Genomic DNA, 26,200 nt, shown 5'->3' on the forward strand with positions numbered 1-26,200 from the left:
CCCGCGTACTCAGAGGTCGGCGAAAGCGGAGGCCGGGTTCTCGAAGGCGTCGGCGACGAAGCGGAGGAAGCCGGCCGCGGTCCCGCCGTCGCAGACCCGGTGGTCGAACACTAGCGAGAGCTGGGTGAGCTTGCGGATCGCCAGTTCGCCGTCGACGACCCACGGGCGGTCGATGATCCGGCCGACCCCCAGGATCGCGACCTGCGGGTGGTTGATGATCGCCGCGCTCCCGTCGACGCCGAAGCTGCCGTAGTTGTTCAGCGTGAACGTGCCGCAGGTGAGCTCGTGGGTGCTGAGCTTTCCCTCCCTGGCCGAGGTGGTGAGGCGGCGGATCTCGGCGTCCAGGCCGCGGGTGGTGAGGGTGTGCGCGTTCGGTACCGCCGGGACGACGAGGCCGCGGTCGGTCTGCGCGGCCAGGCCGAGGTTCACGCCGTCGTACTGGACCAGCTCGTCGCCGTCGACGTAGCCGTTGAGCTCGGGGTACTTCTGCAGGCCCGCGACGACGAAGCGGGCCATCAGGGCGAGCAGGCCGGGGCCGTTGTCGGTTGCTGTGCGCAACGAGCTGCGGAGGTCGACGAGGGCGGTGGCGTCGACGTCGACCCAGGTGGTCGCCTCGGGGATCTCGGCGCGGCTGCGGGTGAGGGTGGCGGTGACCGTCTTGCGGAAGGCGGTCATGGGGGTGCGGCGGAGTTCTGGGAGGCCGGTGTGGTTGGTGGCCGGTTGCTGGGGTTCGTGGCGGGCGGCTATCTCTTGCTCTACGTCCCTGCGGACGATGAGACCGTCGGGGCCGGAGCCGGTGAGCTGCTTGAGGTCGATCTCGGCGTCGCGGGCGAGGCGGCGGACCAGGGGTGAGATCACCAGAGGTACCCGGGGGCGGGTGGTTGCGGAGGTCGCTCGGCTTTCCCCGGAGTGCCTGGCTGGGGTAGCCGGCTTCGCCGGCGGGTGCGGGGTGGGGGTGGTGGGTGAGGTGTCCGCCCGGTGGGTGGCTGGGGTAGCCGGCTTCGCCGGCGGGTTGGGGGTAAGGGAGGCGTCGGACCCCGGGCCGAGCGCCGGCCGATGGGAGGCCGGAATGGCGGTTCTGGGGCGGCGGGTTCGGTGGGTCGTGGTTGATTCTGGGGTGCCGTAGCCGACCAGGACGTTGCCGGAGCCGGCTTCTTCTTCTTGGCGGTAGGTTTCGGCTTCTGCTGTCGCCGGGGTGGCGATGGTGATGAGGGGTTGGCCTACCGCGATGGTTGTGCCTTCTTGGCCGTGCAGGGTTTCGACCAGGCCGGCGTACGGGGACGGGACCTCGACCAGGGACTTGGCGGTCTCCACCTCGGCGACGGGAGCGTCGACGGTGACGACGTCGCCGACCGCGACCAGCCAGCGGACCACCTCGGCTTCGGTGAGGCCTTCGCCGAGGTCGGGGAGACGGAAGGTCTTCGTCGTGGTCACGCGTCCTCCCACTGCAGGTCGTCGACGGCGTCGAGGATGCGGTTGACCGAGGGCAGCTGGTGACGTTCCAGGTGCGGCGGCGGGTACGGGATGTCGAAGCCGGTGACGCGGCGGATCGGGGCCGCGAGCGAGTGGAAGCAGCGTTCGGTGACGCGGGCGACGATCTCCGACGACACGCTCGCGAAGCCGCTCGCCTCCGCGACCACGACCGCCCGGCCGGTACTGCGGACCGCGGCGCACACCGTCTCGTCGTCGAACGGCACGATCGACCGCAGATCCACCACCTGGAGCTGCCGTCCTTCGGCCGCGGCGACCTCGGCCGCCTCCAGCGCGATCGGCACCGCCGGCCCGTACGCGATCAGCGTCGCGTCCGTCCCCTCCCGGCGGACCACGGCCGTACCGATGCCGGGCTGGTCCTCGGTGAGATCGACCTCGTCCTTGGCCCAGTACAGCTTCTTCGGCTCCAGGAAGATCACCGGATCCGGGTACTCGATCGCGCGGCGCAGCAACGTGTACGCGTCGGCGACGGTGGCCGGGGCGACCACGGTGAGGCCCGGGGTGTGGGCGTAGTAGCTCTCCGAGGAGTCGCAGTGGTGCTCGACCCCGCCGATCCCGCCCGCGTACGGCATCCGGATCACCAACGGCAGCGTGACCCGGCCGCGGGTGCGGTTGCGCATCTTCGCGACGTGGCTGACCACCTGCTCGAACGCCGGGTACCCGAACGCGTCGAACTGCATCTCGACGACCGGGCGCATCCCGTTCATCGCCAGCCCGACCGCCATCCCGACGATGCCGGACTCGGCCAGCGGGGTGTCGAAGCACCGGTCCTCGCCGAACTCCGCGGTCAGCCCGTCGGTGATCCGGAACACGCCACCGAGCGCGCCGACGTCCTCGCCGAACATCAGCACGGTGTCGTCGGCCCGCATCGCGTCGCGGAGCGCCTGGTTCAGCGCCTGGCCCATGCTGAGTTTCGCGTGCGTCATGTCAGGCCTCCTCACGGTCCAGCTCGTCCTGCAGGAACGCGGCCTGCTCCCGCAACTGCGGCGTCGGCGTCGCGTAGAGATGCCGGAACAACTCGGCCGGATCCGGTGACACGTCGGCCATCAACCCGACCCGCAACTCCTCGGCCACCCGACCGGCCGCTTCGGCGACCTCCTGCTTCCGCTGGTCGTCGAGCAGCCCTTCCGCGGTGAGGTACGCGTCCAGCCGCTTGATCGGGTCCCGCTCGAGCCACGGCTTCACCTCCGCCTCGTCCCGGTACCGCGCGGCGTCGTCGGCGTTGGTGTGCGCCTGGACCCGGTACGTGTGCGCCTCGACCAACTGCGGCCCCTCACCGGCCCGGGCCCGCCGGACCGCCTCGCCGAGCACGGCCAGCAGCCCGGCGAGGTCGTTGCCGTCGGCCCGTTCCCCGGGGACGCCGTACCCGATGCCCTTGTGCGCGAGCGACGGCGCGACCGTCTGCCGGGCCAGCGGGACCGAGATGGCGTACTCGTTGTTCTGGATGAAGAAGACGACCGGCGCCTTGAACACGGCGGCGAAGTTGACCGCCTCGTGGAAGTCGCCCTCGCTGGTCGCGCCGTCACCGCACAGCGCCATCACCACGGTGTCCTCGCCCTTCAGCCGGGCCGCGTGCGCGACCCCGACCGCGTGGATGAGCTGGGTCGCCAGCGGCGTCGCCTGCGGAGCCACCTTGTGCGCGTACGGGTCGTAGCCGGAGTGCCAGTCGCCGCGGAGCAGGGTGAGCGTCTCGACCGGGTCGACGCCCCGGCTGACGATCGACACCGTGTCGCGGTACGTCGGGAACAGCCAGTCGTCCTCGGCCAGCACCATCGTGGCCGCGAGCTGGCAGGCCTCCTGGCCGTGCGACGACGGGTAGACGGCGAGCCGGCCCTGGCGGACGAGCGCACCGGCCTGGTCGTTGATCCGGCGGCCGGTCACCAACTGTGCGTAACCGTCGACGAGGACGTCGGCGGCCGGCATCGGGTACCGCGGATGCACGTGCCGGACGCCGTGCTCGTCGAGCAGCCGGACCGGCTCGGCGGAGGGGAGCAAGTGCTCCTCGACGGTGGTCATGACACCCTCCTGCGCAGGAGACGGACGGATGCCTCATCGTCATACTTCTGGCCATTCGGATCCATACCCTGGAAAATTGCGAGACGATCGGCCGAACCGCACGCCGACGAGAGGAGCAGGATGTCCGACGAGGCGATGCTCGGCGAGTCCCCGGCTGGACGGATGGCCCACGCCCCCGCCCTGGACGAGGTCGACCGGCAGATCGTGGCCGCGCTGAGCCAGGACGGCCGGCTGTCGATCCGGGCCCTGGCCGACCAGGTGCACATCTCCCGCGCGAACGCCTACGCCCGGGTCGAACGGCTCACCGCGACCGGCGTGATCACCGGGTTCACCGCGACCGTGGACCCGCTGAAACTGGGCCTGGCCACTTCGGCGTACGTCACGCTGAGTCTGCGGCAGAGCTCCTGGCGGACCCTGCGCGAACAGCTCCAGGCGATTCCCGAGGTCCACCACATCGCCCTGGTCGGCGGTGATTTCGACGCGATCCTGCTGGTCCGGGCGGCCGACAACGAGGGCCTGCGCCGGGTCGTGCTGGAGAAGCTGCAAGCCATCCCGGAGGTACTCGGAACCCGCACCGCGCTGATCTTCGAGGACCTCGGCACGCTCTGACCCGAGCGATCTACACGTATTGACGCCCTCTGGCCGGGTTGCTACGTTCCTCGGGATCTACACGAGTAGCTTCCTGGGTTCCGAGGAGGACCGATGGGACGACGACTGGCGGGAACGAGGTGGCTGGCGGCAGCGCTCGGAGCGGCGCTCGTGCTGGCCGGATGCGGCGGTGGCGACGAGGCCGCGGGCGGCAAGGTGACACTCCGGTTCACCTGGTGGGGATCGGACGGCCGGCACACGATCACGCAGAAGGTGATCGACGCGTTCGAGGCCGAGCACCCGAACATCGAGATCAAGGGCGAGTACGGCGACTGGACCGGGTACTGGGACAAGCTGTCCACCCAGGTCGCCGCGAACGACGCGCCCGACATCATCCAGATGGACGAGCAGTACATCCGCGAGTACGCCGGCCGCGGCGCGTTGCTCGACCTGGCGAAGTACGACGTGAACCTGGACGGGTTCGACGCGTCGGTCGCGAAGGCGGGCGAGTTCGACGGCGGACTGTACGGCGTGGTGAACGGGGTGAACGCGCCGGTCGTACTGGCGAACCCGCAGCTGTTCCAGAAGGCGGGCGTCAAGCTGCCCGACGACAAGACCTGGACCTGGGACGACTACACCCGGATCGCGACCGAGCTGACCGCGAAGTCGGCCAAGGGCGTGTGGGGATCGCAGAGCTTCGGCAGCGACCCGGCCGCGCTGAAGATCTGGTTGCGCCAGCGCGGCGCCGACCTCTACACCGCGGACGGCAAGCTCGGATTCAGCGCTGAGCAGCTGGCCGAGTTCTTCGACCAGGTCAAGCAGCTCCGCGACGCGAAGGCGATCCCGACCGCCGAGCTGATCGAGGAGAACGCCGGCGCGACCGTGAACCAGAGCGGCTCGGCCACCGGCAAGTACGCGATGGGCTTCTGGAACAGCAACCAGCTCGCCCAGGTCTCCGAGGCGGCGGGGCAGGAGTTCAAGCTGCTGCGCTTCCCCAGCCTGACCGGCAAACCGAAGGACGCGCAGGAGTACTACAAGGCGTCCCAGTTCTGGTCCGCCTCGGCCCGGACCAAGCACCCCGAAGAGGTCGGCCAGTTCATCGACTTCCTGGCGAACTCGGACAAGGCAGCGCAACTGCTGCTGTCCGAGCGGGGTACGCAGCCGAACAAGAAGTTGCGTGAGGCGACGGCGTCGAAGCTGTCGCCCACCGACCAGGTGATCAACCGCTTCATCTCCGACCTGGCTCCGGATCTCGGTGCCCCGACGCCGCCGGTCCCGGTCGGTCTGGGCGGCGCCGGCTTCCCGCTCGGCGAATCCACCGGTGAGGTGTTGTTCGGGCGGCTGTCGTCCCTCGACGCGGCGCGCAAGCTCATCGACGAAGCCAACAACAACATGGAATAGGCGGACATGGCCTACACCCGACGGAACGCCAAGGCGGGCTACCTGTTCCTGGCCCCCTGGCTGATCGGGCTGGTGGTGATCACCATCGGCCCGATGCTCGCCTCGCTCTACCTGTCCTTCACCGACTACAACCTGATCCAGGCGCCGCAGTGGATCGGCCTGGCGAACTTCACCGAGATGCTGCACGACGAGAAGCTGCACAACTCGCTGAAGGTCACCTTCGTCTACGTGGCCGTCTCCGTTCCGCTGCAGCTCGTGGTCGCGCTGGCGACCGCGCTGCTGCTCGACCGCGGGATGCGCGGTCTGGCGTTCTACCGCTCGATCTTCTACCTGCCGTCGCTGCTCGGCTCGTCGGTCGCGATCGCGGTGCTGTGGAAGCAGATCTTCGGTACCGCCGGCCTGGTCAACCAGCTGCTCGAACTGGTCGGCATCGAGGGACCGGGCTGGGTGTCGAACCCGGACACCGCGCTCGGCACGATCATCCTTTTGCACGTCTGGACGTTCGGCTCCCCGATGATCATCTTCCTGGCCGGCCTGCGGCAGATCCCGCGCACGTACTACGAGGCGGCGCAGGTGGACGGGGCCGGCAAGGTCCGGCAGTTCTTCTCGATCACGCTGCCGCTGCTCAGCTCGATCGTGTTCTTCAACCTGATCCTGCAGCTGATCGGCGCCTTCCAGAGCTTCACCCAGGCGTTCATCGTCTCCGGCGGCAGCGGTGGCCCGGCCGGCTCGACGACGTTCTTCACGCTGTACCTGTACCAGGAGGGTTTCGGCAAGTTCGACATGGGCTACGCCTCGGCGATGGCCTGGCTGCTGATGATCATCATCGGCCTCTTCACCGCGATCAACTTCCTCGGCGCGAAGTACTGGGTGTTCCATGAGAACTAAGGCGATCCTCAAGCACACCGCACTGATCCTGGTCGCGCTGGTGATGCTCTATCCGTTGCTCTGGATGATCGTGTCGTCGTTGCGGCCGGACGACCTGATCTTCCGCGCGCCCGGACTGTGGCTGCGGGACCTGCACGTGGCCAACTACACCGACGGCTGGAACGCGCTGTCGCAGCCGTTCGGGCGGTACCTGCTGAACTCCGCGGTGGTGGTGCTCGGCGCGATCATCGGCAACCTGGTGTCCTGCTCGCTCGCGGCGTACTCGTTCGCGCGGCTGGAGTACCGCGGCCGGCGGATCTTCTTCGGGATCATGCTGGCCACGCTGATGCTGCCGTTCCACGTCGTCGTGGTGCCGCAGTACGTGCTGTTCTCGGAGCTCGGCTGGACGAACACCTTCCTGCCGCTGATCGTGCCGAAGTTCCTGGCCACCGACGCGTTCTTCGTCTTCCTGATGGTCCAGTTCATCCGCGGCCTGCCGCGCGAACTCGACGAGGCCGCGGTGATGGACGGGGCCGGACACGTCCGGATCTTCGGCCAGATCCTGCTGCCGTTGATGGTGCCGGCGCTGGCGACCACCGCGATCTTCACCTTCATCTGGACCTGGAACGACTTCTTCAGCGCGCTGATCTACCTCACCTCACCGGACCTCTACACGGTTCCGGTGGCGTTGCGCGCCTTCATCGACGCGCAGGGCAGCAGCTCGTGGGGCTCGCTGTTCGCGATGTCGATCGTCTCCCTCCTGCCGGTCTTCGTGGCGTTCCTGTTCGGGCAGCGGTACCTGCTCCGCGGCATCGCCACCACCGGCCTCAAGTGAAAGGACCCCATGACCATCCCGCAGCGCTACGCCGTCGCCGGTACCGGCAGCCGGGCCCGCGACTACGTCCGCGCCCTGCTCCGTGACCACGCCGATGTCGCCGACCTGGTCGCCCTGCTCGACCCGAACCCGGGCCGGCTGGCGTACCACGACAGGCTCGCAGGCGAGTTCGGCCGCCCCGGGCTCCCGCAGTACGACGTCGCGGGGCTCGAGCGGATGATCCAGGAGCAGTCCGTGGACCGTGTTCTGGTCGCGAGCCCGGACCACACCCACGCGGACGTCGTCGCCCGGATCCTGCGCGCCGGTGCCGACGTGATCGTGGAGAAGCCGCTCACCATCGACCCGGCCGGGACCCGGCGGATCGTCGAGGCGATGACGGACAGCGGCCGATCGGTCGTCGTCACGTTCAACTACCGGTACTCCCCGCGGAACAGCGCGTTGCGCGAGCTGATCGCCGACGGGGCGGTCGGCCAGGTGACGAGTGTGGAGTTCCAGTGGGTCCTCGACACCCGGCACGGTGCCGACTACTTCCGCCGCTGGCATCGCGAGAAACGGAACTCCGGCGGTCTCCTGGTGCACAAGGCGTCGCACCACTTCGACCTGGTGAACTGGTGGATCGGCGGCGTGCCGACCCGGGTCTTCGCGTCCGGCGACCTGTCCTTCTACGGCGCCGAGAACGCGGCCGCAAGGGGCCTCGGGCAACGACCTGCGCGTGGTTCGGTGGACGGTGCGGCCGGCGACCCGTTCCTGCTCGACCTGCGGGCCGACGAGGACAACCGGCAGCTGTACTACGAGGCCGAGAAGTACGACGGGTACCTGCGGGACCAGGACGTGTTCGGTCCGGGGATCACGATCGAGGACAACCTCGCCGTGGTCGCGGAGTACGCGAACGGAGCGCGGTTGACGTACTCGCTGAACGCGCACTCGCCGTGGGAGGGGTACCGGGTCGCCGTCAACGGGACCGAGGGACGGGCCGAGCTGGAGGTGGTGGAGCGGGCCGAAGTGCTGGCGTCGTCGGCGCACCTGGACCCGAGCTACCCGACCACGTCCGCGGGTGGCGGTGCGGTACGGGTGAACGGCGAAAGGCTTGTCCTGCAACGGCATTGGTCGCCCGCGGTCGAGGTGGAGATCCCGGCCGGAGTCGGTGGGCACGGTGGTGGGGATCGGCTGTTGTTCGAGCACCTTTATCGCGGGGCGGTCGAGGATCGGCTCGGGCGCGCGGCCGACTTCTACGACGGGTTGCGGGCCGTTGCCGTCGGCATCGCGGGGAACGCCTCGCTGGCGTCGGGTGCACCGGTCGTGGTCGGCGACCTCGACCTCGGCGGCTGGCCCGAAGCCTCCGCCCAGACTTCAGCTCCGATCGCCGGCTGAGACTCACCCCGGCTCAGGCTCAGCCTTCGCCGCAGCCGCAGGAGCGGCGGAGGATCAGCTCGGTCGGGTAGGTGACCTGCTCGATCCCGGTCTGCCCGTCGACCAGGCGGGCGACCGTGTCCTTCGCGATCCGCTCGATCGGCTGCCGGATCACGCTCAACGGCGGCCAGCTGAACTCCGACTCGGCCGTCCCGTCGAAGGACAGCACGGCGACATCACCAGGAACGTCGAGGCGTGCTTCGTGCAACGCGCGGAGCACGCCGACGGCCTGCAGGTCCGAGCTGACGAACACCGCGGGCGGCCGGTCCGCCTTCAACAACCGCCGGCCCGCCTCGTACCCGCCTTGCCGGGTGAACGTCCCGCGCGCGATCGGCCCCTCCGGCAACCCCGCCTGCTCCAGGGCGTCCCGCCAGCCGAGTTCGCGTTCGGGCCGCCAGCCGGTCAGGTCGAGGCCCATCACCAGGCCGACGCGCTCGTGCCCGTGCCCGATCAGGTGCTCGACGCCGATCCGCGCACCCTCCCGGTACTCCGGGATGAGCGAGGTCGCACCGGTCACCGGCCTGTTCAGGGCGATCACCGGAACGTCGGTCTCGCTGAGCTCCGGCTCCTCGGTCGGGGTGGCGAGGATGATCGCGCTGACCCGGCGGGCCACCAGTTCGGCGATCTTGGTGCGCTCGACCGTCGGATCACCGCCCGCGTTGGTCTGCAGCACGACATACCCGCGCGCCGACGCCTCCTTTTCGATCGCGCGAGCAAGCTCGGCGTACAAGGGGTTTCCGCTGTCGGGGACGATCAGGCCGAACGTCTGCGTGGTCCCCATCCGGAGTGCGCGGGCCGTCGCGTTCGGCCGGTAGCCGAGGACGCGAATCGCTTCCAGGACGCGCTCGCGGGTCTCCGGGGCCACCCGGCGCGGTCCGTCGTTCACCACGTAGCTGACGACCGCCGAACTCACCCCGGCGTACTCCGCAACGTCGTTGCGGGTAACGGGGGACGCCTTGGCCATGCGGTGAGTTTACGACGCGGTCTTGCGGTCGGCGTACGAGCGGAGGGCGCGGAGGAAGTCGATCTCGCGGAAGGCCGGCCAGTACGCGTCGCAGAACCAGAGCTCGGAGTGGGCGCTCTGCCAGAGCAGGAAGTTCGACATGCGCTGTTCGCCGCTGGTCCGGATGATCAGGTCGGGATCCGGCTGGCCCGCGGTGAACAGGTGCCGGGCGATGTCCTCGGCCTGCAGGCTGTCGGCGACCGTGTCCAGGTCCTTACCGGCCCCGGCCTCGGTCTCCAGCAGTGCGCGCACCGCCTCGACCACCTCCTGCCGGCCGCCGTACCCGATCGCCAGCGTGAGGTGGTTGCCGGTGCTGACCGTCTCGGTCGCCTCGACGGCCGCCTTCAACGCGGTGGACGTGGTGTCCGGGAGAAGGTCGAGCTGTCCGGCCACGTGGACCTGCCAGCGCGCGTCGGGCCGGTTCAGCCGTTCGGTGACGATCTCCTCGGTGACCTGCATCAGGTACGCAACCTCGGCGCTGCCGCGCTTGACCAGGTTCTCGGTCGAGCAGAGGTAGACGGTGACGTGCTGGACGCCGGCCGCCTCGCACCAGCCGAGCACCTTCTCCACGTGCATCGCGCCGTACCGGTGGCCGACGCTGGGGTTGCTGTGCCCCTGTCCGCGAGCCCAGCGGCGGTTCCCGTCCATCACCAGACCGACATGCCCCGGCCGCGGCTTCCCCACCAACTGCCGACGCAACCGCCGCCGGTACACCCCGTAGACCAACCCCTTGACCGCCATGCCGAGCAACCTACCCCGCTCCCAGCCCCGTCGCGCCGAGGATGCGCCGGACCGTCTCGTCGAGCGAGCTGGTGTGGTCGATGACGGTCTCCACCGGATCCGCGAGCAGATCGCGTTCCCGGTACCAGGCGCGCAGATCGTCCGCGGGGAACAGCTTCGCCTTCTCCCGCGTCCCGTGCCGGCGGATCGTCTCCTCCAACGGCACCTCGAGGTGGAAGAAGTACGCGTCGTACTCGCGGGCCAGCCGCGCCAGCATCTCGCCGTACCAGACGGTGTGGAAGACCCCGTCGAGGACCGCGTGGTAGCGCTGTCCGATCGCGGTCCTGGTGATCTGCTCGACCAACGCGACGTTGCCGAGCTCGGGCGGCTCGAGCTCGTTCAGCAGGATCCGGCGGACGTAGTCCTGCTCGATCCACGCGACTCCCGGGCCGTGGGCTCGCCGGATCGCCTGGGCGACCGAGCTCTTGCCGGCGCCGGAGTTGCCACGGACGACGATCAGGCGGGGGTCCATCCGGGCAGGCTAGGGCATGTCTGAGGTCCGGGCCCGGTTGCGGGCGGGCCCGGACTTCTGGTTCTACCAGGTGGTGGGTTGGCCGGGGATGTGGGTGCCGAAGGTCCATTCGTAGCCTTCGGGGTCGGCGACGCGGCAGCGGTAGTTGCCCCACTCGGTGGTGTCCGGGGTCCACACCGACTCGGCTCCGGCGGCGATGGCCTGGGCGTGGATCTCGTCGACGGCCGCTTCGGTCGCGAGGCCGATGTACGCCCCGTGGCCGACGGTGTCCCCCTTGCGGGCCGGGCGGTCGTAGCCCTGCTCGTCGGTGAACAGCGTGAACGCGACGTCGCCGAAGCGCATCTCGGCGTGCATGATCCCGCCCTTGTCGTCGGGAACCTCCATGGTCGTCTCGAAGCCGAACGCCTTCTCCAGCCACCGCAGGGCGCCCACCGCGTCCCGGTAGGCGAAGTACGCGTGCAAGGAAGCCGGCCTGGTGCTGTTGCTGTTCTCGGTCATGCGTCCAGCTTGGCGAAGGTAGCGGCCAGATTATGACCGCTACCCGAAGAGATTCAGCGCCGGAACTGACCCGGGCCGAGAATCTGCCAGCCCTGCGGGTCCGGGTCGGTGATCGAGCCCAGCGGGACGGTGAAGGTCCGGACCTGCCGAGCCGGGCGGCTGATCGCCCACAGCGTCGGGTTGCGCGGGTTCGATCGGTCCCAGGCGATGCCCTGGCCCTGGACGTCGGCCAGGTGCACGGTCGCGATCCAGCGCAGCTCGGAGCCGGCCTTCGGCAACTCCAGCACGTACGCCTCGCCGAGGTCGTGCCCGGTCAGCCAGAGCCGGCCGTCCGGGCCCCATGATCCCCCCGAGTTGCTCATCGGCTTGAACCGGTCGAGGATCGGCTTCGGGATCGTCCAGGACGCGACCGGCTCGAACCGGTCGTTCAGCTTCACCACCTGGGTGTTGTAGGTCTGCCCGTACGGCTCGGTCATGCCGTCCTGGATCTCGTCGTAGTTCGCGAACCCGGCCCACCAGGCGCCGTCGTGCCGGTCGAGCCAGGTGAGCGAGCCGCGGTAGATCCCGAACGAGTACGTGTCGACGTGCCGCATCGTCCTGGTGTCGAAGACCTCGATCGAGCTCTCCATCGGCCACTCCGGGTAGTTGGAGTGCACCGCGTACAGCTTGCCGCCGACGACCACGCCGCTGTCCATGTGCTTGAACGGCCCGTCGGTGTCGCCCGCGAACTGCAGCAACGGTTCGCCGGTAACGCGGTCGTGCTTGGTGACGGTCCGGTTGTTCACGGCGTAGAAGTACTTCGCGTCCACCGCGACCGCCTGGTTGGCGTCGAACGCGGGGTACGACCTCAACGGCGCCGCCGGGAACGCGGGCGGCTCGTCGGCCTGCACAGCAGCCGGTACGGCGGCCGCCTGCGCCGCGGTGGTGGGGGTCTGCGCCGCGGTGGTCCGGCGGGCGGCGGTGGCGGGCAGCGCGATCGCGGCGAGGGTGGCCGTCACGGCGATCAGGGCGGGGAGCTTCTTCATCACAACCTCCGGGGGAAGGGATCCCCGGCAGCCTCGGCCGCCCGCCCGAACGGCGATCGTCGCCGACCTGAATCGGGCGGGTCAGGTAGGTTGCCGCGCGGTCCGGTGCTGGTGCCGGAACCAGGCGAGCAGCGCGACGCACGGCACCACCAGGCCGCCGAGCCCGAGGACGACGAAGTCCCAGCCGGTCCCGACATGGTCGACCAGCCAGCCGAAGTTCTGGCCGAAGAAGCCGGTGACGAAGGTCAACGGCAGGAACACCGTGGCCAGGACGGTGAGCTGCTGGATCGTCGCGTTCTGGCGGACACTCACCTTGGTCTGCTCGACCGAGATCACCGCCATGTTCGCCTCCAGCACGGTGGCCAGCAGGTCCCGCTGGGCGGCGACCTCCTCGTTCACCAGCACCAGGTGGTCGTGCACGTCGCGGAAGTACGGCAGCAGGCCGGTACTGCGGGCCGCGCGTTCGATCGTCGCGAGCACGGCGATCAGCGGGTGCACGGCGCGATAGAAGTCGGTCACCTCGCGGCGGAGGAAGTAGATCCGCTCGGTCGGCGCGACCGCCCCGGCGAAGACGGTGTGCTCGACCTGCTCGATGTCGCGCTCCAGCTCCGCGACCACCGGGCTGTAGGTGTCGACCACCTGGTCCAGGATCGCCCAGAGCACCGAGTTCGTGCCGTTCTCCAGCAGCTCGGGGCGTTGCTCCAGCCGGGTCCGGGCCCCGTGCAACTCGCTCGCGACCCCCTGCCGGACGGTGATCACGAACGACGGCGCGACGAACACGCTGACCTCGCCGAAGTCCACCTCCTCCCGCTCGTCGTCGTACCGGGCGGTGCGCAGGATGACGAGCCGGATGTCGCCCTCGTACGGCTCGACCTTGGGGCGCAGGTGGAACGTCTGGGCGTCCTCGACGGCCAGTTCGTGCAGGCCGAAGCTCTCGCTCGCCTCGCGGAGCTCCTCCGGGCTCGGCTCGAACAGGCCCAGCCAGACGAACCCGCCCTGCCAGCACTGCTCGGCGGCCTCGGCGACCGACATCGTGCCGACATGCTGGCGGCGCCCGTCGCGGTAGTACGCGCAGTCGATGATCATGACTCCTCCTCGGGCCTCTCCCCCGATCGTCACCCCGTCGGCCGCCGGGAAATAGGCTTGGCCGGACAAAGCCCCGCACCGAGACCCTGGGAGCACCCATGACCCGCCCGCTCGTGTTGATGCCCGGCCCGATGAACCCCCGCGTCGCCGAAGGCCTCGGTGATCGGTTCGAGGTGCTGCGGCTGTGGGAGGCGGCGGACCCGGACGCGGTGCTCGCCGAGCGCGGCAAGGAGGTCGTTGCCGTCGCCAACGGCGGGGCCCGGATCGACGCCGCGTTCCTGGACCGGTTCCCGTCGTTGCAGCTGGTCGCCAGCTTCGGCGTCGGGTACGACCAGATCGACGCGGCCGCCGCGGCCGAGCGGGGCGTCGTGGTGACGAACACGCCGGGCGTCCTGGACGACGAGGTCGCCGACACCGCAATGGGGCTGCTGCTGATGGCGGCCCGCTGGCTGCCGCAGGCCGAGCGGTACCTGCGGGCCGGGAAGTGGGAGGAGCGCTCGTACCCGCTGACCCCGGCGACGTTGAAGGGCCGGACGATGGGCATCCTCGGCCTGGGCCGGATCGGCGAGGCGATCGCCCAGCGCGCGGAGGCGTTCGGGATCTCGATCGCGTACCACAACCGCAGTCGCAAAGACGTTGCCTACAGCTACTACCCGACGCTGCGCGAACTGGCCGAGGCGGTCGACATCCTGACGATCGTGGTCCCCGGCGGCGGTGGGACGAAGCACCTGGTCGACGCCGAGGTACTCCGCGCGCTTGGACCGGACGGCATCCTGATCAACGTCGCCCGCGGCACCGTCGTCGACGAGGCGGCCCTGGCCGAAGCCCTGGCCACCAAGACGATCCTGGCCGCCGGCCTCGACGTGTTCGAGCACGAGCCCAAAGTCCACCCCGGCCTCCTCGAGGTCGACAACGCGGTCCTGCTCCCGCACGTCGGCTCGGGCACTGTCCCGACTCGCGACGCCATGGGCCGCCTGGTGGTCGAGAACCTGACCAGCTGGTTCGACTCCGGTGTCCCGGTCACGCCGGTCGCCGAGTCCAAGGGCCTGGTCACCAAGGCACGCGGCTGATCAGCGCCGGGGGCCCGACCGACCTCCGAATGCACACCGAACGTCGTAGGCATCGTTCCTCCCCCCTGACAGACCTCCTAGGTCGGGACCACCTGGGTCCCGGCGGTCCCGGCCACGATCGCCTCGATCTCGGCCAGGCTGCCGATCGCGGCCCGCCGGCCGGTCGCGGTCACGAACCGCCTGGCCGCCTCGACCTTCGGCCCCATCGAGCCGGCCGCGAGGGCCGGCTTCCGCAGCTCGCTCGCGGGGACCACGTCGAGCCGGCGTTGCCGCGGTGTCCCCCAGTCGAGGTAGACACCGTCGACGTCGGTCGCCAGCACCAGCAGATCGGCGCCGACCTCGGCCGCCAGCAACTGGCTGGCGAGGTCCTTGTCGATCACCGCCTCGACCCCGACGAGGGCCTTGCCATTGCCCGGCGCGAACATCGTCGGCACCCCGCCACCGCCGGCGCAGATCACGATCACGCCTCGGTCCAGCAGCCACCGGATCGGCCGGATCTCGAAGATCCGCCGCGGCTCCGGCGACGGCACCACCCGGCGCCAGTACTCGCCGTCCGGCTTGACCGTCCAGCCCTGGTCCGCGGCGAGCTTCTCGGCCTGGTCCTGCGGATAGACCGGTCCCACGAACTTGGCCGGGTCGCCGAACGCGGGGTCGTCCGGGTCGACCTCGATCATGGTGAGCACGGTGGCCAGCGGGATGTCGGGCGGGAGTTCGTTGCCCAGCTCCTGCTCGATGACGTAGCCGATCATCCCCTCGGTCTGGGCGCTGAGGATGTCCAGCGGATACGGCTCGACGTCGGGGTACGCGGCGGCCTGCAGCGCCAGCAGGCCGACCTGCGGGCCGTTGCCGTGGGACAGCACCAACTGGTGGCTCATGGCAATCGCCGCCAGAGCCGGCGCGGCCGCTTTCACGTTGGCGCGCTGCCGTTCCGCCGTCATCGGCTCGCCCCGCTTCAGCAGCGCGTTACCGCCCAGCGCCACCACCACCCGCATCGCGATCCCCCCTCGGTCCTCCCTTGCTCAGTGCGCCGATGCGACGGCCGGCGTGATCGGCTGGACCGCTGGTTCGGGCTCGCGGCGGCGGAGGAAGACCTTGATCACTTCCTCCAGCACGAGCAGGGCCAGCGACAGGCCGGCGCAGATCACCCACTGGTTGAAGCTGAGTGAGGTGGTGTCGAAGATCCGTTGCAGGATGTCGAGGGCGGTGATGGCGATGATGGCCAGCAGCGCCACCCCGTACCGGCGCAGCTGGGCGACGCCGGGGATCACGTCGCGGGAGAAGATCGTGTTGCGCTGATCGCGCGACATCAGCCCGGCGACGATGTGGAACAGGGACAGCGTGGTCAGCAGCATCGTGGCGGCCAGGATCGCGTCGCCCTGCGCCTCGCCGATCTGGTAGGCGACCAGGGCACCGGCGGTCATCACCGCGCCCTGGGCACACAGCCGGATCCAGTCGCCACGGGACAGCACCGGAGCGCCGACCGGACGAGGGGCCCGTTCCATCAGACCGGGGGTGGCCCGGTCGAAGCCGAGCGCGATCGCGATCGGGATGTCGATCACCATGTTCAGCCAGAGGATCTGCAGCGGGTTCAGCGGGACGCCGCCGGCGATGCCGAAGATGCCGGCGCAGATGAAGATCGCGATGTACGCGACCAGGGTGGACATCTGGAACCGCAGGTACTTGACCAGGTTGTCGTAGAGCGTGCGGCCGTACGAGACCGCGTTGACGATGGTGGCGAAGTTGTCGTCGGTCAGAATCATCACCGCGGCCTCCTTGGAGACCTCGGTGCCGGTGATGCCCATCGCGACCCCGATGTCGGCGGCCTTCAGCGCGGGCGCGTCGTTCACGCCGTCACCGGTCATCGCGACCACGTTGCCGGTCCGCTTCAGCGTCTGGACCAGCCGGATCTTGTCCTCCGGCGCCACTCGCGCGACCACCCCGATGTCGTCCAACTGGGCCAGCAGTTCCTCGTCGCTCATCGCGGCGAACTCGGTCCCGGTGATCGCCCGGCCCTCGATCCCCAGCTCGCCGGCGATCGCGCCGGCGGTGGTGGCGTGGTCGCCGGTGATCATCCGGACCCGGATACCGGCCGCGTGGCACTCCGCGATCGCCACCTTCGCCTCCGGCCGGGGCGGGTCGACGATGCCGACCATCGCGAGCAGGGTGAGGTCCTCGATCATCCGCAGCAGGGTGGAGCCGTCACCGGACGCCGCCTCGAACACGGCCGGGTCGAAGTCCCGTTGCGCGACCACCATCACCCGCTGCCCGGCCTCGGCCATCCGGTCGTTCGCCTCCAGCGCGAGATGCCGGTTCGCCTCGGTGATCGAGACCAGGGTGCCGTCCGGTTCCCGGTACGAGCCGCCCCGGGAGACCAGGACGTCGGGCGCGCCCTTCACGTACGCCCGGACCACGGGCCGCCCGTCGGTCCCGGTCATGGCGTGGAAGGTGGCCATGAACTTGTACTCGGAGTCGAACGGCACCTCGCCGATCCGCGGGTGGCTGCGCCGGGTCTCGTCGAGGTCCAGGCCGCCCTTGGCCGCGAGCACGATCAGCGCGCCCTCGGTCGGGTCGCCGATGAGGGCCTCCCCGTCCAGCACAGCGTCGGCGCACAGGGCCATCGGCAACAGGTACGGGTCCAGGTCCATCCGGGATCCGCCGACGTGCTTGATCTCGCCCTCGGTCCGGTAGCCCTCACCGGTGACCAGGAACCGGTTCTGGCCCGGGATCGCGAGTTCGCGGGCGGTCATCTTGTTCAGGGTCAGGGTGCCGGTCTTGTCCGAGCAGATCGCCGAGGTGGAGCCGAGCGTCTCCACGGCGGGCAGCCGTTTGACGATCGCGTTCCGGTTCGCGATCTCCCGGGTTCCCATCGACAGCAGTGCCGTGACGACCGCGGGCAGTCCGGTCGGGATCGCGGCGACCGCCAGCGCGACCCCGGTGACGAACAGGGTGTCGAACGAGTCGCCGCGGATCAGGCCGAGAACGACGACGAGGATCAGCGCGATCCCGGCGATCGTCGCGATCACCTTCGACAGCCCGTCCAGCTGCTTCTGCAACGGCGTCTTGTCCGCCTCGGTGTTCGCGAGCATGTCGGCGATGTGGCCGATCTCGGTCTTCATCCCGGTCGCGGTGACGATCATCTCGCCGCGGCCCCGGGTGACCGAGGTGTTCATGTACGCCATGCAGATCCGGTCGCCCAGCGGGACGTCCTCGCCGGGGACCGGGTCGCTCGACTTGCCGACCGGCAGACTCTCGCCGGTCAGCGCGGCCTCCTCGATCTCCAGCGTGGCCGCCAGCCAGATCCGGCCGTCGGCGGGGACCAGGTTGCCGGCCTCCATCAGCACCACGTCGCCGGGGACCAGCTCGCCGGCGTCGATCTCCACCGCCTGGCCGTCCCGGCGGACCCGGGCGATCGTCTTCATCATCTGGGCCAGCGCCTTGACGCTCTCCTCCGCCTTGGCCTCCTGGCGCAGCCCGATCACCGCGTTGAACACGGTCAGCCCGGCCAGCACGACCGTCGTGCCGACCTCCTGGGTGGCGAGCAGGTTCACCACGGCCGCGACCAGCAGGACGATCTGCATGAAGTCCTGGTACTGCCGCACGAACGCCTGGAACCCGGACTCCTTCTTGCCGCCGGCCAGCTGGTTCGGCCCGTACTCCGCGAGCCGTGAGCGCACCTCGTCGGCGCCGAGTCCGCGCTCCGGGTCCACGCCGAACTGCTCGGCGACCGCGCGGGCTTCCTGTCCGACCGGCGAAGGCTGCCGGCGGTTCTCCACCGTGCCGGGCGCGGTCATCGTCCGGCCTGTTCGAGCGTGTCCATCTGACCGACCCCCTAGGTCGGCGACCGCCAGCGCCGCGCGGCGGTCACCTCGCCCATCGTGGTCGGGCGGGCCCCGGCGCCACCTCCCCCACACCGGGTGACCCGGCCGGGAGAACCGGTTCACCAGGTGGTCAGCGGTCCCAGATGCGGTGCGTGTGCCAGGCGTACTCCCAGGCCTGGATGTCCGGCGGCTCGAGGCCGAAGCCGGTGAGGACGGCGCAGACCTGCTCGCGGTGGTGGTTGGCGTGGTTGAGGCTCTGCGCGATGAAGATGCCGGCCCGGGTCTCGCGGGTCTCGTCGTCGATCACGATCACCCGCTCGGTGTCGATCGGTTTCGCCAGGGTCTCCTCCCACAGCACCCGGGTCTGCTCGGTCCACTCCGCGAGCCGGGCGAGATCAGCCTGTTCGTCGCTGTCCACGAAGTCGAGCTCGGTCTGGGCGAGCCGGCGCAGGTAGCTGCCGTCGCACCGGACGATGTGGTCGAGGGTGGCGAGGATCCCGCCGTACGTCCCGACGCCCGTCACCTCCAGCTGCTCGGCCGTGAAGTCCTGGTCCTGGCAGAACCGGATCAGGTGCGCGGTCGCCCAGCAGTTGTGCCGGACGGAGTCCAGCAGCACCTCGTTCACAGGTCGCTCCCCTCGTCGAGTCCTTCGACGCTAACCCGGGTGCCGCGACGCGCGGTACTTATTTAGCTCCGGCCGGTGAGCTCGTCCAGGAACTGCGGCCAGTGCTCGTGCAGTGTGGTGAGGTGCGCGGTCGGGTGGAAGGTCGCGGTCGCGCCGGGGATGTGCGCGGCGAGCCAATGCGCGTTGCGGATGGACGGATTCGGGTCCTCGACACCGTGGTGCACGGTGACCGGGCAGATGACCGCCTCGGGCCGGAACGACCAGGTCCGGAAGGTGATCGCGGCGTCGCGGAGATAGCCGGCCGGGTTCGCCAGCGCCTCGCGGACCGACGCCGCGACGGCCGACGGCGGCAGGTGGGCCAGGTACGCCGCGTCGAGAGGCGGGTGACCTTTGATCCAGCGGGCCGCGAGCGCCTCGTCGTCCGGGTCGTCGAGCGCGAGGCTCGCGCGGTACTTCTCGAAGCCGGGCCGCAGCGCCTCGATCGCCTCGTCGACGGTGCCATGGGCGAGGTCGGTGAAGAACTTCTGCTGGTCGGGTCCGAGGTCGTCGCGGTGGTACGGCGGATCGAGCTCGAACGGGATCGCCGGCGACTCGACCAGCGCGACCGCGGTGACCCGGCCGGGATGCCGGACCGCGCAGGCGAGCGCGTACGGACCGCCGAGGGACATCCCGAGCACGGCGTACCGCTCGATGCCGAGCTGGTCCGCCACGGCCGCGACGTCGTCGGCCACGGTCAGGTGGTCCGAGTCGCACGGGTCGGACAGCCCGTACCCCGGCCGGTTCACTGCGATCAGGCGGACGCCGGCGTCGGTGGCCGCCTCCGCTCCCGGGTACGCGGCATGTCTCGTGTCCGGGCAGCCGTGCAGGAAGAAGACCACCGGGTCAGGCTGGGACCTCCCGCGTCCGGGTCCGAAGCGCCGGAACAGGCCGGATCGTGTGGGCGGGGCCGCGCTCCAGTACTGCGCCTGCCGCCCATCCGGCAGGCGCAGTAGCTCTGGAGACACTCAGCCCTGCGGCTGGGCGATGTTCACCATCCAGCCGATGCCGAACCGGTCCACGCACATGCCGAACTCGTCGCCCCACATCTGCTTCTCCAGCGGGACGGCCACGGTGCCGCCGTCGGACAGCTTCCCCCAGTACCCGCGGAGCTCGTCGCCGTCGTCGCCGCTGAGGCTGATCGTGATGTTGCTGCCCGGGTTGTACGGCATGTCGGGCGGTGTGTCCGACGCCATCAGGGTGAACCCGTTGTCCGCCTCGAGCTGGCTGTGCATCAGCCCTTCCGGGGCGTTCTCCATCCCGAACTCGGCGAACGTGCTCACGTCCAGCTGCCCGCCGAAGACCCCCTGGTAGAACTCCATCGCCGAGCGCGCGTCGCCGTTGAACTGGAGATACGGATTGAGTCGAGACGCCATCACACACTCCCCTTGCCGAGACGACCTCTGTTCTCTCGCACACTAACGCCGGGTCCGGACGGTCCGCGATGCCTCGGCACCAGGCAATTGCGGCAACCTCGCGCCGTGACCGGTCCCGCGCCGTCCGTGATCGTTGACCATGACAACTTTCAACGAGAACGCCATGCCCTAGGGTGTGCGGATGATCCTGCGCCACATCACTATCGACGCCGCGAATCCCTACCAGTTGGGGACTTTCTGGAGCCAGGCGACCGGCTGGCCGGTCTCCGCGGACGACGCGCCGGGCGACAACGAGGTCCTGGTCGAGGCACCGTCGCCGGTCCCCGCGCTGCTGTTCATCGCAGTGCCCGAGGGAAAGACGGCGAAGAACCGCGTCCACATCGACTGGCAGCCCGACGAGCGCACCCGCGACGAGGAGGTCGACCGCCTGGTCGGACTCGGCGCGACCATCCACGAGGACCACCGCAAGCCCAACGGCCGCGGCTGGGTGACGATGCACGACCCCGAGGGCAACGAGTTCTGCATCGAGGTGAGCGCCTCGGAGCGAGCCGCCCTGACCGCGACCGACTGACCGCGCCTCGCGACCAACTAGCCCCGCCGGCGAGCGACCTGCAGTACGGCGTCCGCCAGCTCGGCCATGCTCTCGGTCACGACGTCCGCGGCCGAGAGCCGGTCATGGTGCCGCGGGGTCTTGGCGTACCCGATCGCCGCACCGGCCCCGATCCGCCGGGCGAACTCGACGTCGCTCGCCGAGTCCCCGATCATCACCCAGCCGGCCGGGTCGACGGCGAGGTGCTCGATCATCCGGGGACTCGGCTTCATCGACTCCGGCCGCGCGAACGGCCGCCCGACCACCTCGCCGACCTTCGCCACGAACCCGTGTCGCTGGAGGAAGAGGTCAATCGCGGGTGCCGCGTTGTTGCTGACAACGGTGATGGGCAGGCGCGCGGTGGTACAGGCGTCCAGGAACTCGGCGGCCCCGGCCGTGACGGGCGCAGTACGAGCCGCCTCGACCTCGGCCTCGACGGCGATCCGCTCGGCCTCCTCCAGCTGATCACGGGCCTGCGCGGCGGCGAACCGCAGCACCACGAGGTGGTCGACCGAGGTGGCGACCGGCTCCGGCAGCTCGACCCCGGCTCGGACCAGAGGTTCCCGGACCGCGTCCCCGATCCTCCCGGTGTATCCGCTCGGAAAGAGATCGGCCACCGGCCCGTCGAAGTCGAGCAACACGCCCTTGGCCCGCTCGAAGAACCCGATCATCCGCTCAACCTACCGATGCGGCTCCGGGGGATGTCCGTGAGAGTGTCGGCTTATGTACGAGTGGCACGGCTGGGCGACTGTTGTGGCTGATCCTGGGATTGCGTACGGCGGTCCGGTCGAGTTGTTCCGGTCGATCGCGGAGCTGGCGCCCGGGTCGTACGGGGTGTTGTACGCGATCGACTTCGACCGGGAGAGCGACTGGCGTCGGTGGGTCCTGCGGCGGGGAACGGTCAGCGCGGAGGTGGATGCGAGCCTGTCGCCGCACGTCGGCCGGGTGGAGGATCCCGCGGTCCCGGAGTGAGGACTCGTATTCTGGCCCGATGGAGCTGAAGTTCAGCGGCGAGATCTGGTTCTGGCGCGGCCCGGCACCCTGGTACTTCGTGACCGTGCCCGAGGACCTCGGCGCCGATCTGCAGGCGGAGTCGTCGTTCGTCAGCTACGGGTGGGGAATGATCCCGGTGACCGCGCGGATCGGCGGGACCGAGTGGACCACGTCGCTGTACCCCAAGGACGGCAGCTATATCGTCCCGGTGAAGGCCGTCGTCCGCCGCGCCGAATCCCTCGACGAGGGCGACACGGTCGACCTGCACCTCACCGTCACCGACTGACGCCGGAATAACCCGGTTGCTGCACTCCGGTCCGGCTGCGAAGCTCACCAGATGCCCACCTTCACCACCTCCGACGGGACCACGCTCGCCTATCACCTCCTCGGACAAGGGGAACCGCTGATCTGCCTCCCCGGCGGCCCGATGCGCGACTCCGCGTACCTCGGCGACCTCGGTGGTCTCGGCGAACACCGGCAGCTCGACCTCCTCGATCTCCGCGGCACCGGGCAGTCCGCCGTACCGGAGGACGCCACCTCGTACCGTTGCGACCGCCTCGTCGACGACGTGGAAGCGCTCCGCGAGCACCTCGGCCTGGACCAGCTGGACCTGCTCGCGCACTCGGCCGGCGCCAACCTGGCCGCGCTGTACCTCACCCGTCATCCGGACCGCGTCCGCAAGCTCGCCCTGATCACGCCGAGCGTCTTCGCCGTCGACCTCCAGGTCACCGGCGACCACCGTCTCGAAGTCGCCCGCCTCCGCGAGGGCGAGCCGTGGTACCCGGCCGCGTTCGCCGCCCTCGAACGCATCACCCAGGGCCAGGCGACCGACGACGACTGGCAGGCCATCGACCCGTTCCGCTGGGGCCGCTGGGACGAGGCCGCCCAGGCCCACGAGGCCGCCAACGCGACCCAGCGCAACAACGAGGCCGCCGCGATCTTCGGCTCCGCGGGCGCCTACGACCCACCGACGACCCGAGCCGCCCTCGCCGCCTTCACCAACCCGGTACTCCTCCTCGCGGGCGAAGTGGATCTCGCCGCACCCCCAGCCGTCGTGGACGAGTACGCGGCCCTCTTCCCCTCAGCCACCCGCACCACCCAACCTCAGGCCGGCCACTGCCCGTGGCTGGACGACCCGCAGGCCTTCACGAAAACCACCGCGACCTTCCTCGCCTGACGATGACGATCATCCACCTGGAGATGACGTCCCCCGATCAACTCGTCCCGGGCAACCCACCGCCGTCCTCGCTGGAGCTCACCGAGGTCGGTCCCGAGGCAGCGGCCGAGATCGGCGACCTCTACCGGCAGACCTGGGAGCCGCTGGCAACCGGCGGTCGCCTGACCTGGTCGGACGGACAATGGGCCGATGAGCTCGCCCCTCCGACCATCCACACCTGGGTCGCCACTGTGCACGGTGACGCGGCCGGGTTCGCGGAACTCTCGGTGGAACCCGAAGGCGTCGTGGGCATCGTCGTCTTCGGCCTCGTCCCCACCTACCAGGGCCGCGGCTTCGGCGCCGCCTTCCTCACTGAGGTGATCCGCACCGCGTGGACCCTCGCCGACCCGACCACCCGGGTCTGGTTGCAGACCTCCAGTACCGACCACCCGCACGCCCTGCCGAACTACCGCCGCCGCGGATTCCAGATCCTCAAGAGGACTTCATGACTGCTGAGATCGTGTCTGCCGACTTCGACCACCTGACCGTTGCGACCAAGAAGTTCATGAACACCGACGCCAACCGCGCGTATCTCGAGGCGCCGGGCTCGCTGGCCTACGTGGCGGTCGACGAGGGCGAGGTCGTCGGGTGGGTGTGGGGTTACCAGCTGATCCGGCCGGACGGTCCGCCGATGATCTACGTGCACCAACTGAAAGTCGCCGAATCGCATCGCCGTCAGGGTCTTGGCCGAGGGCTCATGTGCGCGTTCATGGACGCCGGCCGCGCAGCTGGTGCGACGAAGATGTTCCTCACCACGGGCGCGGACCGAGCCCCCGCGCGAGCGCTGTACGAATCGCTCGGTGGAGGACTCGCAGCCCAAGGGCCGACCGCCAACTACTGGTTCCTCCTCGACCGCTGACCGTTTGGCGGGACCAGGAGCAGCAGGTCGCTGTCGTACGCGGGATCGCGATCGTCGCGGGCAGAAGCGAACCTGCACCACTCACCAACCTCCCACCGGCCCTGCCACCCCAGGGCGTCCACGCCTACTCCCGCCCGACCGCACCGCCGTTGGCACACTTTGTGAGTGCTGCAGCTCCACCTCTCCAGTCGACCTCCTGTCCACTTGCACGCGGCGTGTGATGATCGGGGCATGGCTCAGGTTTCCGACCGGCTGGAGCGCCGGATTCGTGCGGACTTCTCGCCCGACCAGGCGCCGCGGGTGCTGGCTCGGCTTGCCGACATCCCCGAGAAGCTTGCCCAGGGCGCGTCCCAGAATCCCGAGCGCATGCAGGCCGCGCTCGTCCTCCCCGCGAAGGGCGACTTCACCGCCTTCCGCCGGCAGTTGGAGCTTGCCGAGCTCGACTGGCGGGACGCTCTGATGAACTCCCACTTCGCCCACGCCGACTGGCCGGACCGGCTCGACGCCGCGCTCGGCGTAGCTTGAGACCATCACCGACCTGAGGAGTGACCGATGGCCGAGATCCGGCACAAGATGATCGTGCTCGACGCGGCGGATCTCGAGGCGGAGAGCGCGTTCTGGGCCGGGTTCCTCGGCGGGACGGTCGAGAAGTCGAACCGCTGGCACAACATCTGGGTCGACGGCGACTGGCAGCTCGGCATCCAGCTGGCTCCGAACCACGTCCCGCCCGACTGGCCCGACGGGACCCCGCAACAGCTGCACCTCGACTTCTACGTCGACGACCTCGACGCCGCCCACGCCGAGGTCGTCGCACTCGGCGCCCGCCTGCTCAAGGCCGCCGAGGACCGTAGTACTCCGTCCGGGTTCCAGGTGTACGCGGATCCGGCCGGTCACCCCTTCTGCTTGTGCTGGCTCCCGCCGCGCTCCTGATCAGCCGCAGATCGCCTTGTCCAGGAAGGCGTCGACAGCCGGGTCCACGTCGCCGGTGAAGTTCGGGGTCAGGGCGAGCGCGGCGCGATGGCGGCCGTCCTCGGTGGTGAAGGACCACGTCTGGTACGAGACCGCGTCGCCGTCGTTGCCGTACACCTTGCGACCACAGGTCGTGTCCCGCCAGGCCAGGCCGAGCCCGTATGCCTTGCCCTCGACGGCCGGCTTCTTCATCTCGTCGAGCAGGTGCGGCGGGAGCAGCCGACCACCGAGCAGGGCGGCGACGAAGCGGTTCAGGTCCGCCATCGTGGAGATCATCTCGCCACCGGCGCCGAACAACGACGGGTTCATCTCGGTGAAGTCGACCAGCTCAGGCTTGCCTGGTTCCCACTCGGTCGGCACGTACCCGTGCGGATGCGGACCCGCGATCCGCCGGCCCGTCCCCGGCAGGACCGTGTTGCGCAGGTGCAGGGGCCGGAGTACGCGGCGCTCGATCTCCTCCGCGTACGAACGTCCGGTCGCCTTCTCGACGATCTGGCCGAGCAGCAGGTACCCGGTGTTCGTGTACGAGTAGGCCTTCCCCGGCTCCTCGGAGGTCGGCGGGAGAGTCAGGGCCCGCTGGATCTGCTCGTCCGCGGTCCACGTGCGCCACCGGTACTCCAGGAACTTCGGGCTGTTGGGCCGCTCCAGCGTAAACCGGTAGTCCGGCAATCCGCTGGTGTGGTTGAGCAAATGGCGCAAGGTGATCCGCTCGCCGTTCGGCACGACGCCGGGCAACCACTTCTCGACCGAGTCGTCCAGCCCCATCCGCCCTTCGCCGACGAGCTGCAGCACGACGGTCGCGAGGAACGTCTTCGTGATCGAACCGACCCGGACCCGCCCCTCCACCGGTACCGGCCGCGAAGTACCCACCTCGGCGACCCCACTGGCACCTCGCCAGACCCGCCGGCCGTCCCGTACCTCCGCCAAAGTGCCAACGGAGCCGTCGGCAACAACCGCATCAAGTCGCTCCTGCAACCCCGAGCGATCCCCGTTCCCCGGCGCTGCGAGAGCAACCCCAGGCACCACCATCAAACCCATGCCGGCAACAACACCGACGATTCCGCGAGCAACGCGCCGCATCCCAGCCTCCAGTCAAAAGTCCGTCACCCCCACCCTCACGGACCAGACCCGAAAGAACCCTCCGGAACCACCCCCACCCCACCCCCAAGCCCCCGTG

30 protein-coding genes are annotated in these 26,200 nt (G+C 69.7%); 14 read left to right on the forward strand and 16 right to left on the reverse strand.

The annotated features are described in order from the left end of the window. Window positions 1-9 precede the first annotated feature (9 nt). From FB561_RS05165 to FB561_RS05175, 3 genes are read right to left on the reverse strand one after another with little or no spacing between them, the layout of a single operon-like run. Window positions 10-1,434, reverse strand: coding sequence for a dihydrolipoamide acetyltransferase family protein (locus FB561_RS05165; RefSeq protein WP_145803556.1), 1,425 nt, complete (start codon window positions 1,432-1,434; stop codon window positions 10-12). After that, complete coding sequence (locus tag FB561_RS05170; RefSeq protein ID WP_145803558.1) at window positions 1,431-2,417, reverse strand: alpha-ketoacid dehydrogenase subunit beta; 987 nt, start codon at window positions 2,415-2,417, stop codon at window positions 1,431-1,433. Before FB561_RS05170 ends, FB561_RS05165 begins: the two co-directional genes overlap by 4 nt. A 1-nt stretch (window position 2,418) precedes the next feature. Further along, window positions 2,419-3,507 carry a thiamine pyrophosphate-dependent dehydrogenase E1 component subunit alpha gene (locus FB561_RS05175; RefSeq protein ID WP_145803560.1) on the reverse strand — a complete coding sequence of 363 codons (1,089 nt, stop codon included), beginning with the start codon at window positions 3,505-3,507 and terminating at the stop codon, window positions 2,419-2,421. A 120-nt stretch (window positions 3,508-3,627) separates the two neighbouring features. Between FB561_RS05175 and FB561_RS05180 the strand changes: the two genes are divergently transcribed. From FB561_RS05180 to FB561_RS05200, 5 genes are all read left to right on the forward strand, one after another. After that, window positions 3,628-4,116, forward strand: a complete 489-nt coding sequence (locus tag FB561_RS05180; RefSeq protein ID WP_145803562.1) for an Lrp/AsnC family transcriptional regulator — start codon at window positions 3,628-3,630, stop codon at window positions 4,114-4,116. Window positions 4,117-4,209: 93 nt separating this feature from the next. Next, complete coding sequence (locus FB561_RS05185) at window positions 4,210-5,496, forward strand: ABC transporter substrate-binding protein (protein WP_145803564.1); 1,287 nt, start codon at window positions 4,210-4,212, stop codon at window positions 5,494-5,496. A gap of 6 nt (window positions 5,497-5,502) precedes the next feature. Then, window positions 5,503-6,384 carry a carbohydrate ABC transporter permease gene (locus FB561_RS05190; protein WP_145803566.1) on the forward strand — a complete coding sequence of 294 codons (882 nt, stop codon included), beginning with the start codon at window positions 5,503-5,505 and terminating at the stop codon, window positions 6,382-6,384. Continuing rightward, on the forward strand, window positions 6,374-7,198 hold the full coding sequence (locus tag FB561_RS05195; RefSeq protein ID WP_145803568.1) for a carbohydrate ABC transporter permease: 825 nt from the start codon (window positions 6,374-6,376) through the stop codon (window positions 7,196-7,198). Before FB561_RS05190 ends, FB561_RS05195 begins: the two co-directional genes overlap by 11 nt. A gap of 9 nt (window positions 7,199-7,207) precedes the next feature. Beyond that, window positions 7,208-8,569, forward strand: coding sequence for a Gfo/Idh/MocA family protein (locus FB561_RS05200; protein ID WP_145803570.1), 1,362 nt, complete (start codon window positions 7,208-7,210; stop codon window positions 8,567-8,569). Between the two features lie 19 nt (window positions 8,570-8,588). Here the strand turns inward: FB561_RS05200 and FB561_RS05205 are convergent, their stop codons facing one another. The 6 genes from FB561_RS05205 to FB561_RS05230 form a co-directional block, all read right to left on the reverse strand. Further along, entirely contained in the window at window positions 8,589-9,572 is a 984-nt protein-coding gene (locus FB561_RS05205; RefSeq protein ID WP_145803572.1) for a LacI family DNA-binding transcriptional regulator, read from the reverse strand. A 9-nt stretch (window positions 9,573-9,581) separates the two neighbouring features. Then, window positions 9,582-10,352: a polyprenyl diphosphate synthase gene (gene uppS / locus FB561_RS05210; RefSeq protein ID WP_145803574.1), complete on the reverse strand. Its 771-nt coding sequence runs from the start codon at window positions 10,350-10,352 to the stop codon at window positions 9,582-9,584. Between the two features lie 10 nt (window positions 10,353-10,362). Next, entirely contained in the window at window positions 10,363-10,863 is a 501-nt protein-coding gene (locus FB561_RS05215) for an AAA family ATPase (protein ID WP_145803576.1), read from the reverse strand. A 63-nt stretch (window positions 10,864-10,926) separates the two neighbouring features. After that, window positions 10,927-11,361, reverse strand: coding sequence for a VOC family protein (locus FB561_RS05220; protein ID WP_145803578.1), 435 nt, complete (start codon window positions 11,359-11,361; stop codon window positions 10,927-10,929). A gap of 53 nt (window positions 11,362-11,414) precedes the next feature. After that, on the reverse strand, window positions 11,415-12,386 hold the full coding sequence (locus FB561_RS05225; protein ID WP_145803580.1) for a hypothetical protein: 972 nt from the start codon (window positions 12,384-12,386) through the stop codon (window positions 11,415-11,417). An 81-nt stretch (window positions 12,387-12,467) separates the two neighbouring features. After that, window positions 12,468-13,472 (reverse strand): magnesium and cobalt transport protein CorA, encoded by a 1,005-nt coding sequence (locus FB561_RS05230; protein ID WP_145803582.1) that lies wholly within the window; start codon window positions 13,470-13,472, stop codon window positions 12,468-12,470. Window positions 13,473-13,570: 98 nt separating this feature from the next. On the opposite strand from FB561_RS05230, the gene FB561_RS05235 reads away from it, so the two are divergent. Further along, on the forward strand, window positions 13,571-14,542 hold the full coding sequence (locus FB561_RS05235) for a 2-hydroxyacid dehydrogenase (RefSeq protein ID WP_145803584.1): 972 nt from the start codon (window positions 13,571-13,573) through the stop codon (window positions 14,540-14,542). Between the two features lie 77 nt (window positions 14,543-14,619). On the opposite strand, the gene arcC is transcribed toward FB561_RS05235, so the two are convergent. The 5 genes from arcC to FB561_RS05260 all read right to left on the reverse strand — a co-directional run bounded on the left by arcC (window position 14,620) and on the right by FB561_RS05260 (window position 20,397). Then, complete coding sequence (arcC, locus tag FB561_RS05240; protein ID WP_145803586.1) at window positions 14,620-15,534, reverse strand: carbamate kinase; 915 nt, start codon at window positions 15,532-15,534, stop codon at window positions 14,620-14,622. Between the two features lie 27 nt (window positions 15,535-15,561). Then, the gene (locus tag FB561_RS05245; protein WP_145803588.1) at window positions 15,562-18,333 is read right to left on the reverse strand and encodes a cation-translocating P-type ATPase; all 2,772 of its coding nucleotides are present in this window, start codon (window positions 18,331-18,333) and stop codon (window positions 15,562-15,564) included. Window positions 18,334-18,490: 157 nt separating this feature from the next. Next, window positions 18,491-18,985 carry a DinB family protein gene (locus FB561_RS05250; protein ID WP_145803590.1) on the reverse strand — a complete coding sequence of 165 codons (495 nt, stop codon included), beginning with the start codon at window positions 18,983-18,985 and terminating at the stop codon, window positions 18,491-18,493. Between the two features lie 62 nt (window positions 18,986-19,047). Beyond that, window positions 19,048-19,863 carry an alpha/beta fold hydrolase gene (locus FB561_RS05255; protein ID WP_202880546.1) on the reverse strand — a complete coding sequence of 272 codons (816 nt, stop codon included), beginning with the start codon at window positions 19,861-19,863 and terminating at the stop codon, window positions 19,048-19,050. 126 nt (window positions 19,864-19,989) lie between these two features. Further along, on the reverse strand, window positions 19,990-20,397 hold the full coding sequence (locus tag FB561_RS05260) for a VOC family protein (protein ID WP_145803595.1): 408 nt from the start codon (window positions 20,395-20,397) through the stop codon (window positions 19,990-19,992). A gap of 181 nt (window positions 20,398-20,578) precedes the next feature. On the opposite strand from FB561_RS05260, the gene FB561_RS05265 reads away from it, so the two are divergent. Further along, entirely contained in the window at window positions 20,579-20,968 is a 390-nt protein-coding gene (locus FB561_RS05265; RefSeq protein WP_145803597.1) for a VOC family protein, read from the forward strand. Window positions 20,969-20,985: 17 nt separating this feature from the next. Here FB561_RS05265 and FB561_RS05270 read toward each other — a convergent pair whose 3' ends face one another. Then, complete coding sequence (locus FB561_RS05270) at window positions 20,986-21,657, reverse strand: HAD family hydrolase (protein WP_145803599.1); 672 nt, start codon at window positions 21,655-21,657, stop codon at window positions 20,986-20,988. A gap of 52 nt (window positions 21,658-21,709) precedes the next feature. On the opposite strand from FB561_RS05270, the gene FB561_RS05275 reads away from it, so the two are divergent. The 7 genes from FB561_RS05275 (at window position 21,710) to FB561_RS05305 (ending at window position 24,984) form a co-directional block, all read left to right on the forward strand. After that, complete coding sequence (locus tag FB561_RS05275) at window positions 21,710-21,958, forward strand: Imm7 family immunity protein (RefSeq protein ID WP_145803601.1); 249 nt, start codon at window positions 21,710-21,712, stop codon at window positions 21,956-21,958. A 19-nt stretch (window positions 21,959-21,977) separates the two neighbouring features. Continuing rightward, window positions 21,978-22,265, forward strand: a complete 288-nt coding sequence (locus FB561_RS05280) for a DUF1905 domain-containing protein (RefSeq protein ID WP_145803603.1) — start codon at window positions 21,978-21,980, stop codon at window positions 22,263-22,265. A gap of 51 nt (window positions 22,266-22,316) precedes the next feature. Further along, on the forward strand, window positions 22,317-23,156 hold the full coding sequence (locus tag FB561_RS05285; protein WP_145803605.1) for an alpha/beta fold hydrolase: 840 nt from the start codon (window positions 22,317-22,319) through the stop codon (window positions 23,154-23,156). Between the two features lie 2 nt (window positions 23,157-23,158). Beyond that, entirely contained in the window at window positions 23,159-23,644 is a 486-nt protein-coding gene (locus FB561_RS05290) for a GNAT family N-acetyltransferase (protein ID WP_145803607.1), read from the forward strand. After that, the gene (locus FB561_RS05295) at window positions 23,641-24,054 is read left to right on the forward strand and encodes a GNAT family N-acetyltransferase (protein ID WP_145803609.1); all 414 of its coding nucleotides are present in this window, start codon (window positions 23,641-23,643) and stop codon (window positions 24,052-24,054) included. The genes FB561_RS05290 and FB561_RS05295 overlap by 4 nt, the downstream gene beginning before the upstream one ends. 231 nt (window positions 24,055-24,285) lie before the next feature. Further along, the gene (locus FB561_RS05300; RefSeq protein ID WP_145803611.1) at window positions 24,286-24,579 is read left to right on the forward strand and encodes a hypothetical protein; all 294 of its coding nucleotides are present in this window, start codon (window positions 24,286-24,288) and stop codon (window positions 24,577-24,579) included. 27 nt (window positions 24,580-24,606) lie between these two features. Further along, complete coding sequence (locus FB561_RS05305; RefSeq protein WP_145803613.1) at window positions 24,607-24,984, forward strand: VOC family protein; 378 nt, start codon at window positions 24,607-24,609, stop codon at window positions 24,982-24,984. On the opposite strand, the gene FB561_RS05310 is transcribed toward FB561_RS05305, so the two are convergent. Beyond that, window positions 24,985-26,103, reverse strand: a complete 1,119-nt coding sequence (locus FB561_RS05310) for a serine hydrolase domain-containing protein (protein ID WP_337692290.1) — start codon at window positions 26,101-26,103, stop codon at window positions 24,985-24,987. It lies immediately after the preceding gene. Between the last annotated feature and the right edge of the window lie 97 nt (window positions 26,104-26,200).

The organism is Kribbella amoyensis, from assembly GCF_007828865.1.
Classification (GTDB): Bacteria; Actinomycetota; Actinomycetes; order Propionibacteriales; family Kribbellaceae; genus Kribbella; species Kribbella amoyensis.

What these genes read in the sequence shown, in the direction of transcription:
- FB561_RS05170 (WP_145803558.1), bottom strand. Translation starts at nt 2,417, where the DNA reads ATGACGCACGCGAAACTCAGCATGGGCCAGGCGCTGAACCAGGCGCTC.
- FB561_RS05175 (WP_145803560.1), bottom strand. Translation starts at nt 3,507, where the DNA reads ATGACCACCGTCGAGGAGCACTTGCTCCCCTCCGCCGAGCCGGTCCGG.
- FB561_RS05180 (WP_145803562.1), top strand. Translation starts at nt 3,628, where the DNA reads ATGTCCGACGAGGCGATGCTCGGCGAGTCCCCGGCTGGACGGATGGCC.
- FB561_RS05185 (WP_145803564.1), top strand. Translation starts at nt 4,210, where the DNA reads ATGGGACGACGACTGGCGGGAACGAGGTGGCTGGCGGCAGCGCTCGGA.
- FB561_RS05190 (WP_145803566.1), top strand. Translation starts at nt 5,503, where the DNA reads ATGGCCTACACCCGACGGAACGCCAAGGCGGGCTACCTGTTCCTGGCC.
- FB561_RS05195 (WP_145803568.1), top strand. Translation starts at nt 6,374, where the DNA reads ATGAGAACTAAGGCGATCCTCAAGCACACCGCACTGATCCTGGTCGCG.
- FB561_RS05200 (WP_145803570.1), top strand. Translation starts at nt 7,208, where the DNA reads ATGACCATCCCGCAGCGCTACGCCGTCGCCGGTACCGGCAGCCGGGCC.
- FB561_RS05205 (WP_145803572.1), bottom strand. Translation starts at nt 9,572, where the DNA reads ATGGCCAAGGCGTCCCCCGTTACCCGCAACGACGTTGCGGAGTACGCC.
- uppS (WP_145803574.1), bottom strand. Translation starts at nt 10,352, where the DNA reads ATGGCGGTCAAGGGGTTGGTCTACGGGGTGTACCGGCGGCGGTTGCGT.
- FB561_RS05215 (WP_145803576.1), bottom strand. Translation starts at nt 10,863, where the DNA reads ATGGACCCCCGCCTGATCGTCGTCCGTGGCAACTCCGGCGCCGGCAAG.
- FB561_RS05220 (WP_145803578.1), bottom strand. Translation starts at nt 11,361, where the DNA reads ATGACCGAGAACAGCAACAGCACCAGGCCGGCTTCCTTGCACGCGTAC.
- FB561_RS05225 (WP_145803580.1), bottom strand. Translation starts at nt 12,386, where the DNA reads ATGAAGAAGCTCCCCGCCCTGATCGCCGTGACGGCCACCCTCGCCGCG.
- FB561_RS05230 (WP_145803582.1), bottom strand. Translation starts at nt 13,472, where the DNA reads ATGATCATCGACTGCGCGTACTACCGCGACGGGCGCCGCCAGCATGTC.
- FB561_RS05235 (WP_145803584.1), top strand. Translation starts at nt 13,571, where the DNA reads ATGACCCGCCCGCTCGTGTTGATGCCCGGCCCGATGAACCCCCGCGTC.
- arcC (WP_145803586.1), bottom strand. Translation starts at nt 15,534, where the DNA reads ATGCGGGTGGTGGTGGCGCTGGGCGGTAACGCGCTGCTGAAGCGGGGC.
- FB561_RS05245 (WP_145803588.1), bottom strand. Translation starts at nt 18,333, where the DNA reads ATGACCGCGCCCGGCACGGTGGAGAACCGCCGGCAGCCTTCGCCGGTC.
- FB561_RS05260 (WP_145803595.1), bottom strand. Translation starts at nt 20,397, where the DNA reads ATGGCGTCTCGACTCAATCCGTATCTCCAGTTCAACGGCGACGCGCGC.
- FB561_RS05265 (WP_145803597.1), top strand. Translation starts at nt 20,579, where the DNA reads ATGATCCTGCGCCACATCACTATCGACGCCGCGAATCCCTACCAGTTG.
- FB561_RS05270 (WP_145803599.1), bottom strand. Translation starts at nt 21,657, where the DNA reads ATGATCGGGTTCTTCGAGCGGGCCAAGGGCGTGTTGCTCGACTTCGAC.
- FB561_RS05275 (WP_145803601.1), top strand. Translation starts at nt 21,710, where the DNA reads ATGTACGAGTGGCACGGCTGGGCGACTGTTGTGGCTGATCCTGGGATT.
- FB561_RS05280 (WP_145803603.1), top strand. Translation starts at nt 21,978, where the DNA reads ATGGAGCTGAAGTTCAGCGGCGAGATCTGGTTCTGGCGCGGCCCGGCA.
- FB561_RS05285 (WP_145803605.1), top strand. Translation starts at nt 22,317, where the DNA reads ATGCCCACCTTCACCACCTCCGACGGGACCACGCTCGCCTATCACCTC.
- FB561_RS05290 (WP_145803607.1), top strand. Translation starts at nt 23,159, where the DNA reads ATGACGATCATCCACCTGGAGATGACGTCCCCCGATCAACTCGTCCCG.
- FB561_RS05295 (WP_145803609.1), top strand. Translation starts at nt 23,641, where the DNA reads ATGACTGCTGAGATCGTGTCTGCCGACTTCGACCACCTGACCGTTGCG.
- FB561_RS05300 (WP_145803611.1), top strand. Translation starts at nt 24,286, where the DNA reads ATGGCTCAGGTTTCCGACCGGCTGGAGCGCCGGATTCGTGCGGACTTC.
- FB561_RS05305 (WP_145803613.1), top strand. Translation starts at nt 24,607, where the DNA reads ATGGCCGAGATCCGGCACAAGATGATCGTGCTCGACGCGGCGGATCTC.
- FB561_RS05310 (WP_337692290.1), bottom strand. Translation starts at nt 26,103, where the DNA reads ATGCGGCGCGTTGCTCGCGGAATCGTCGGTGTTGTTGCCGGCATGGGT.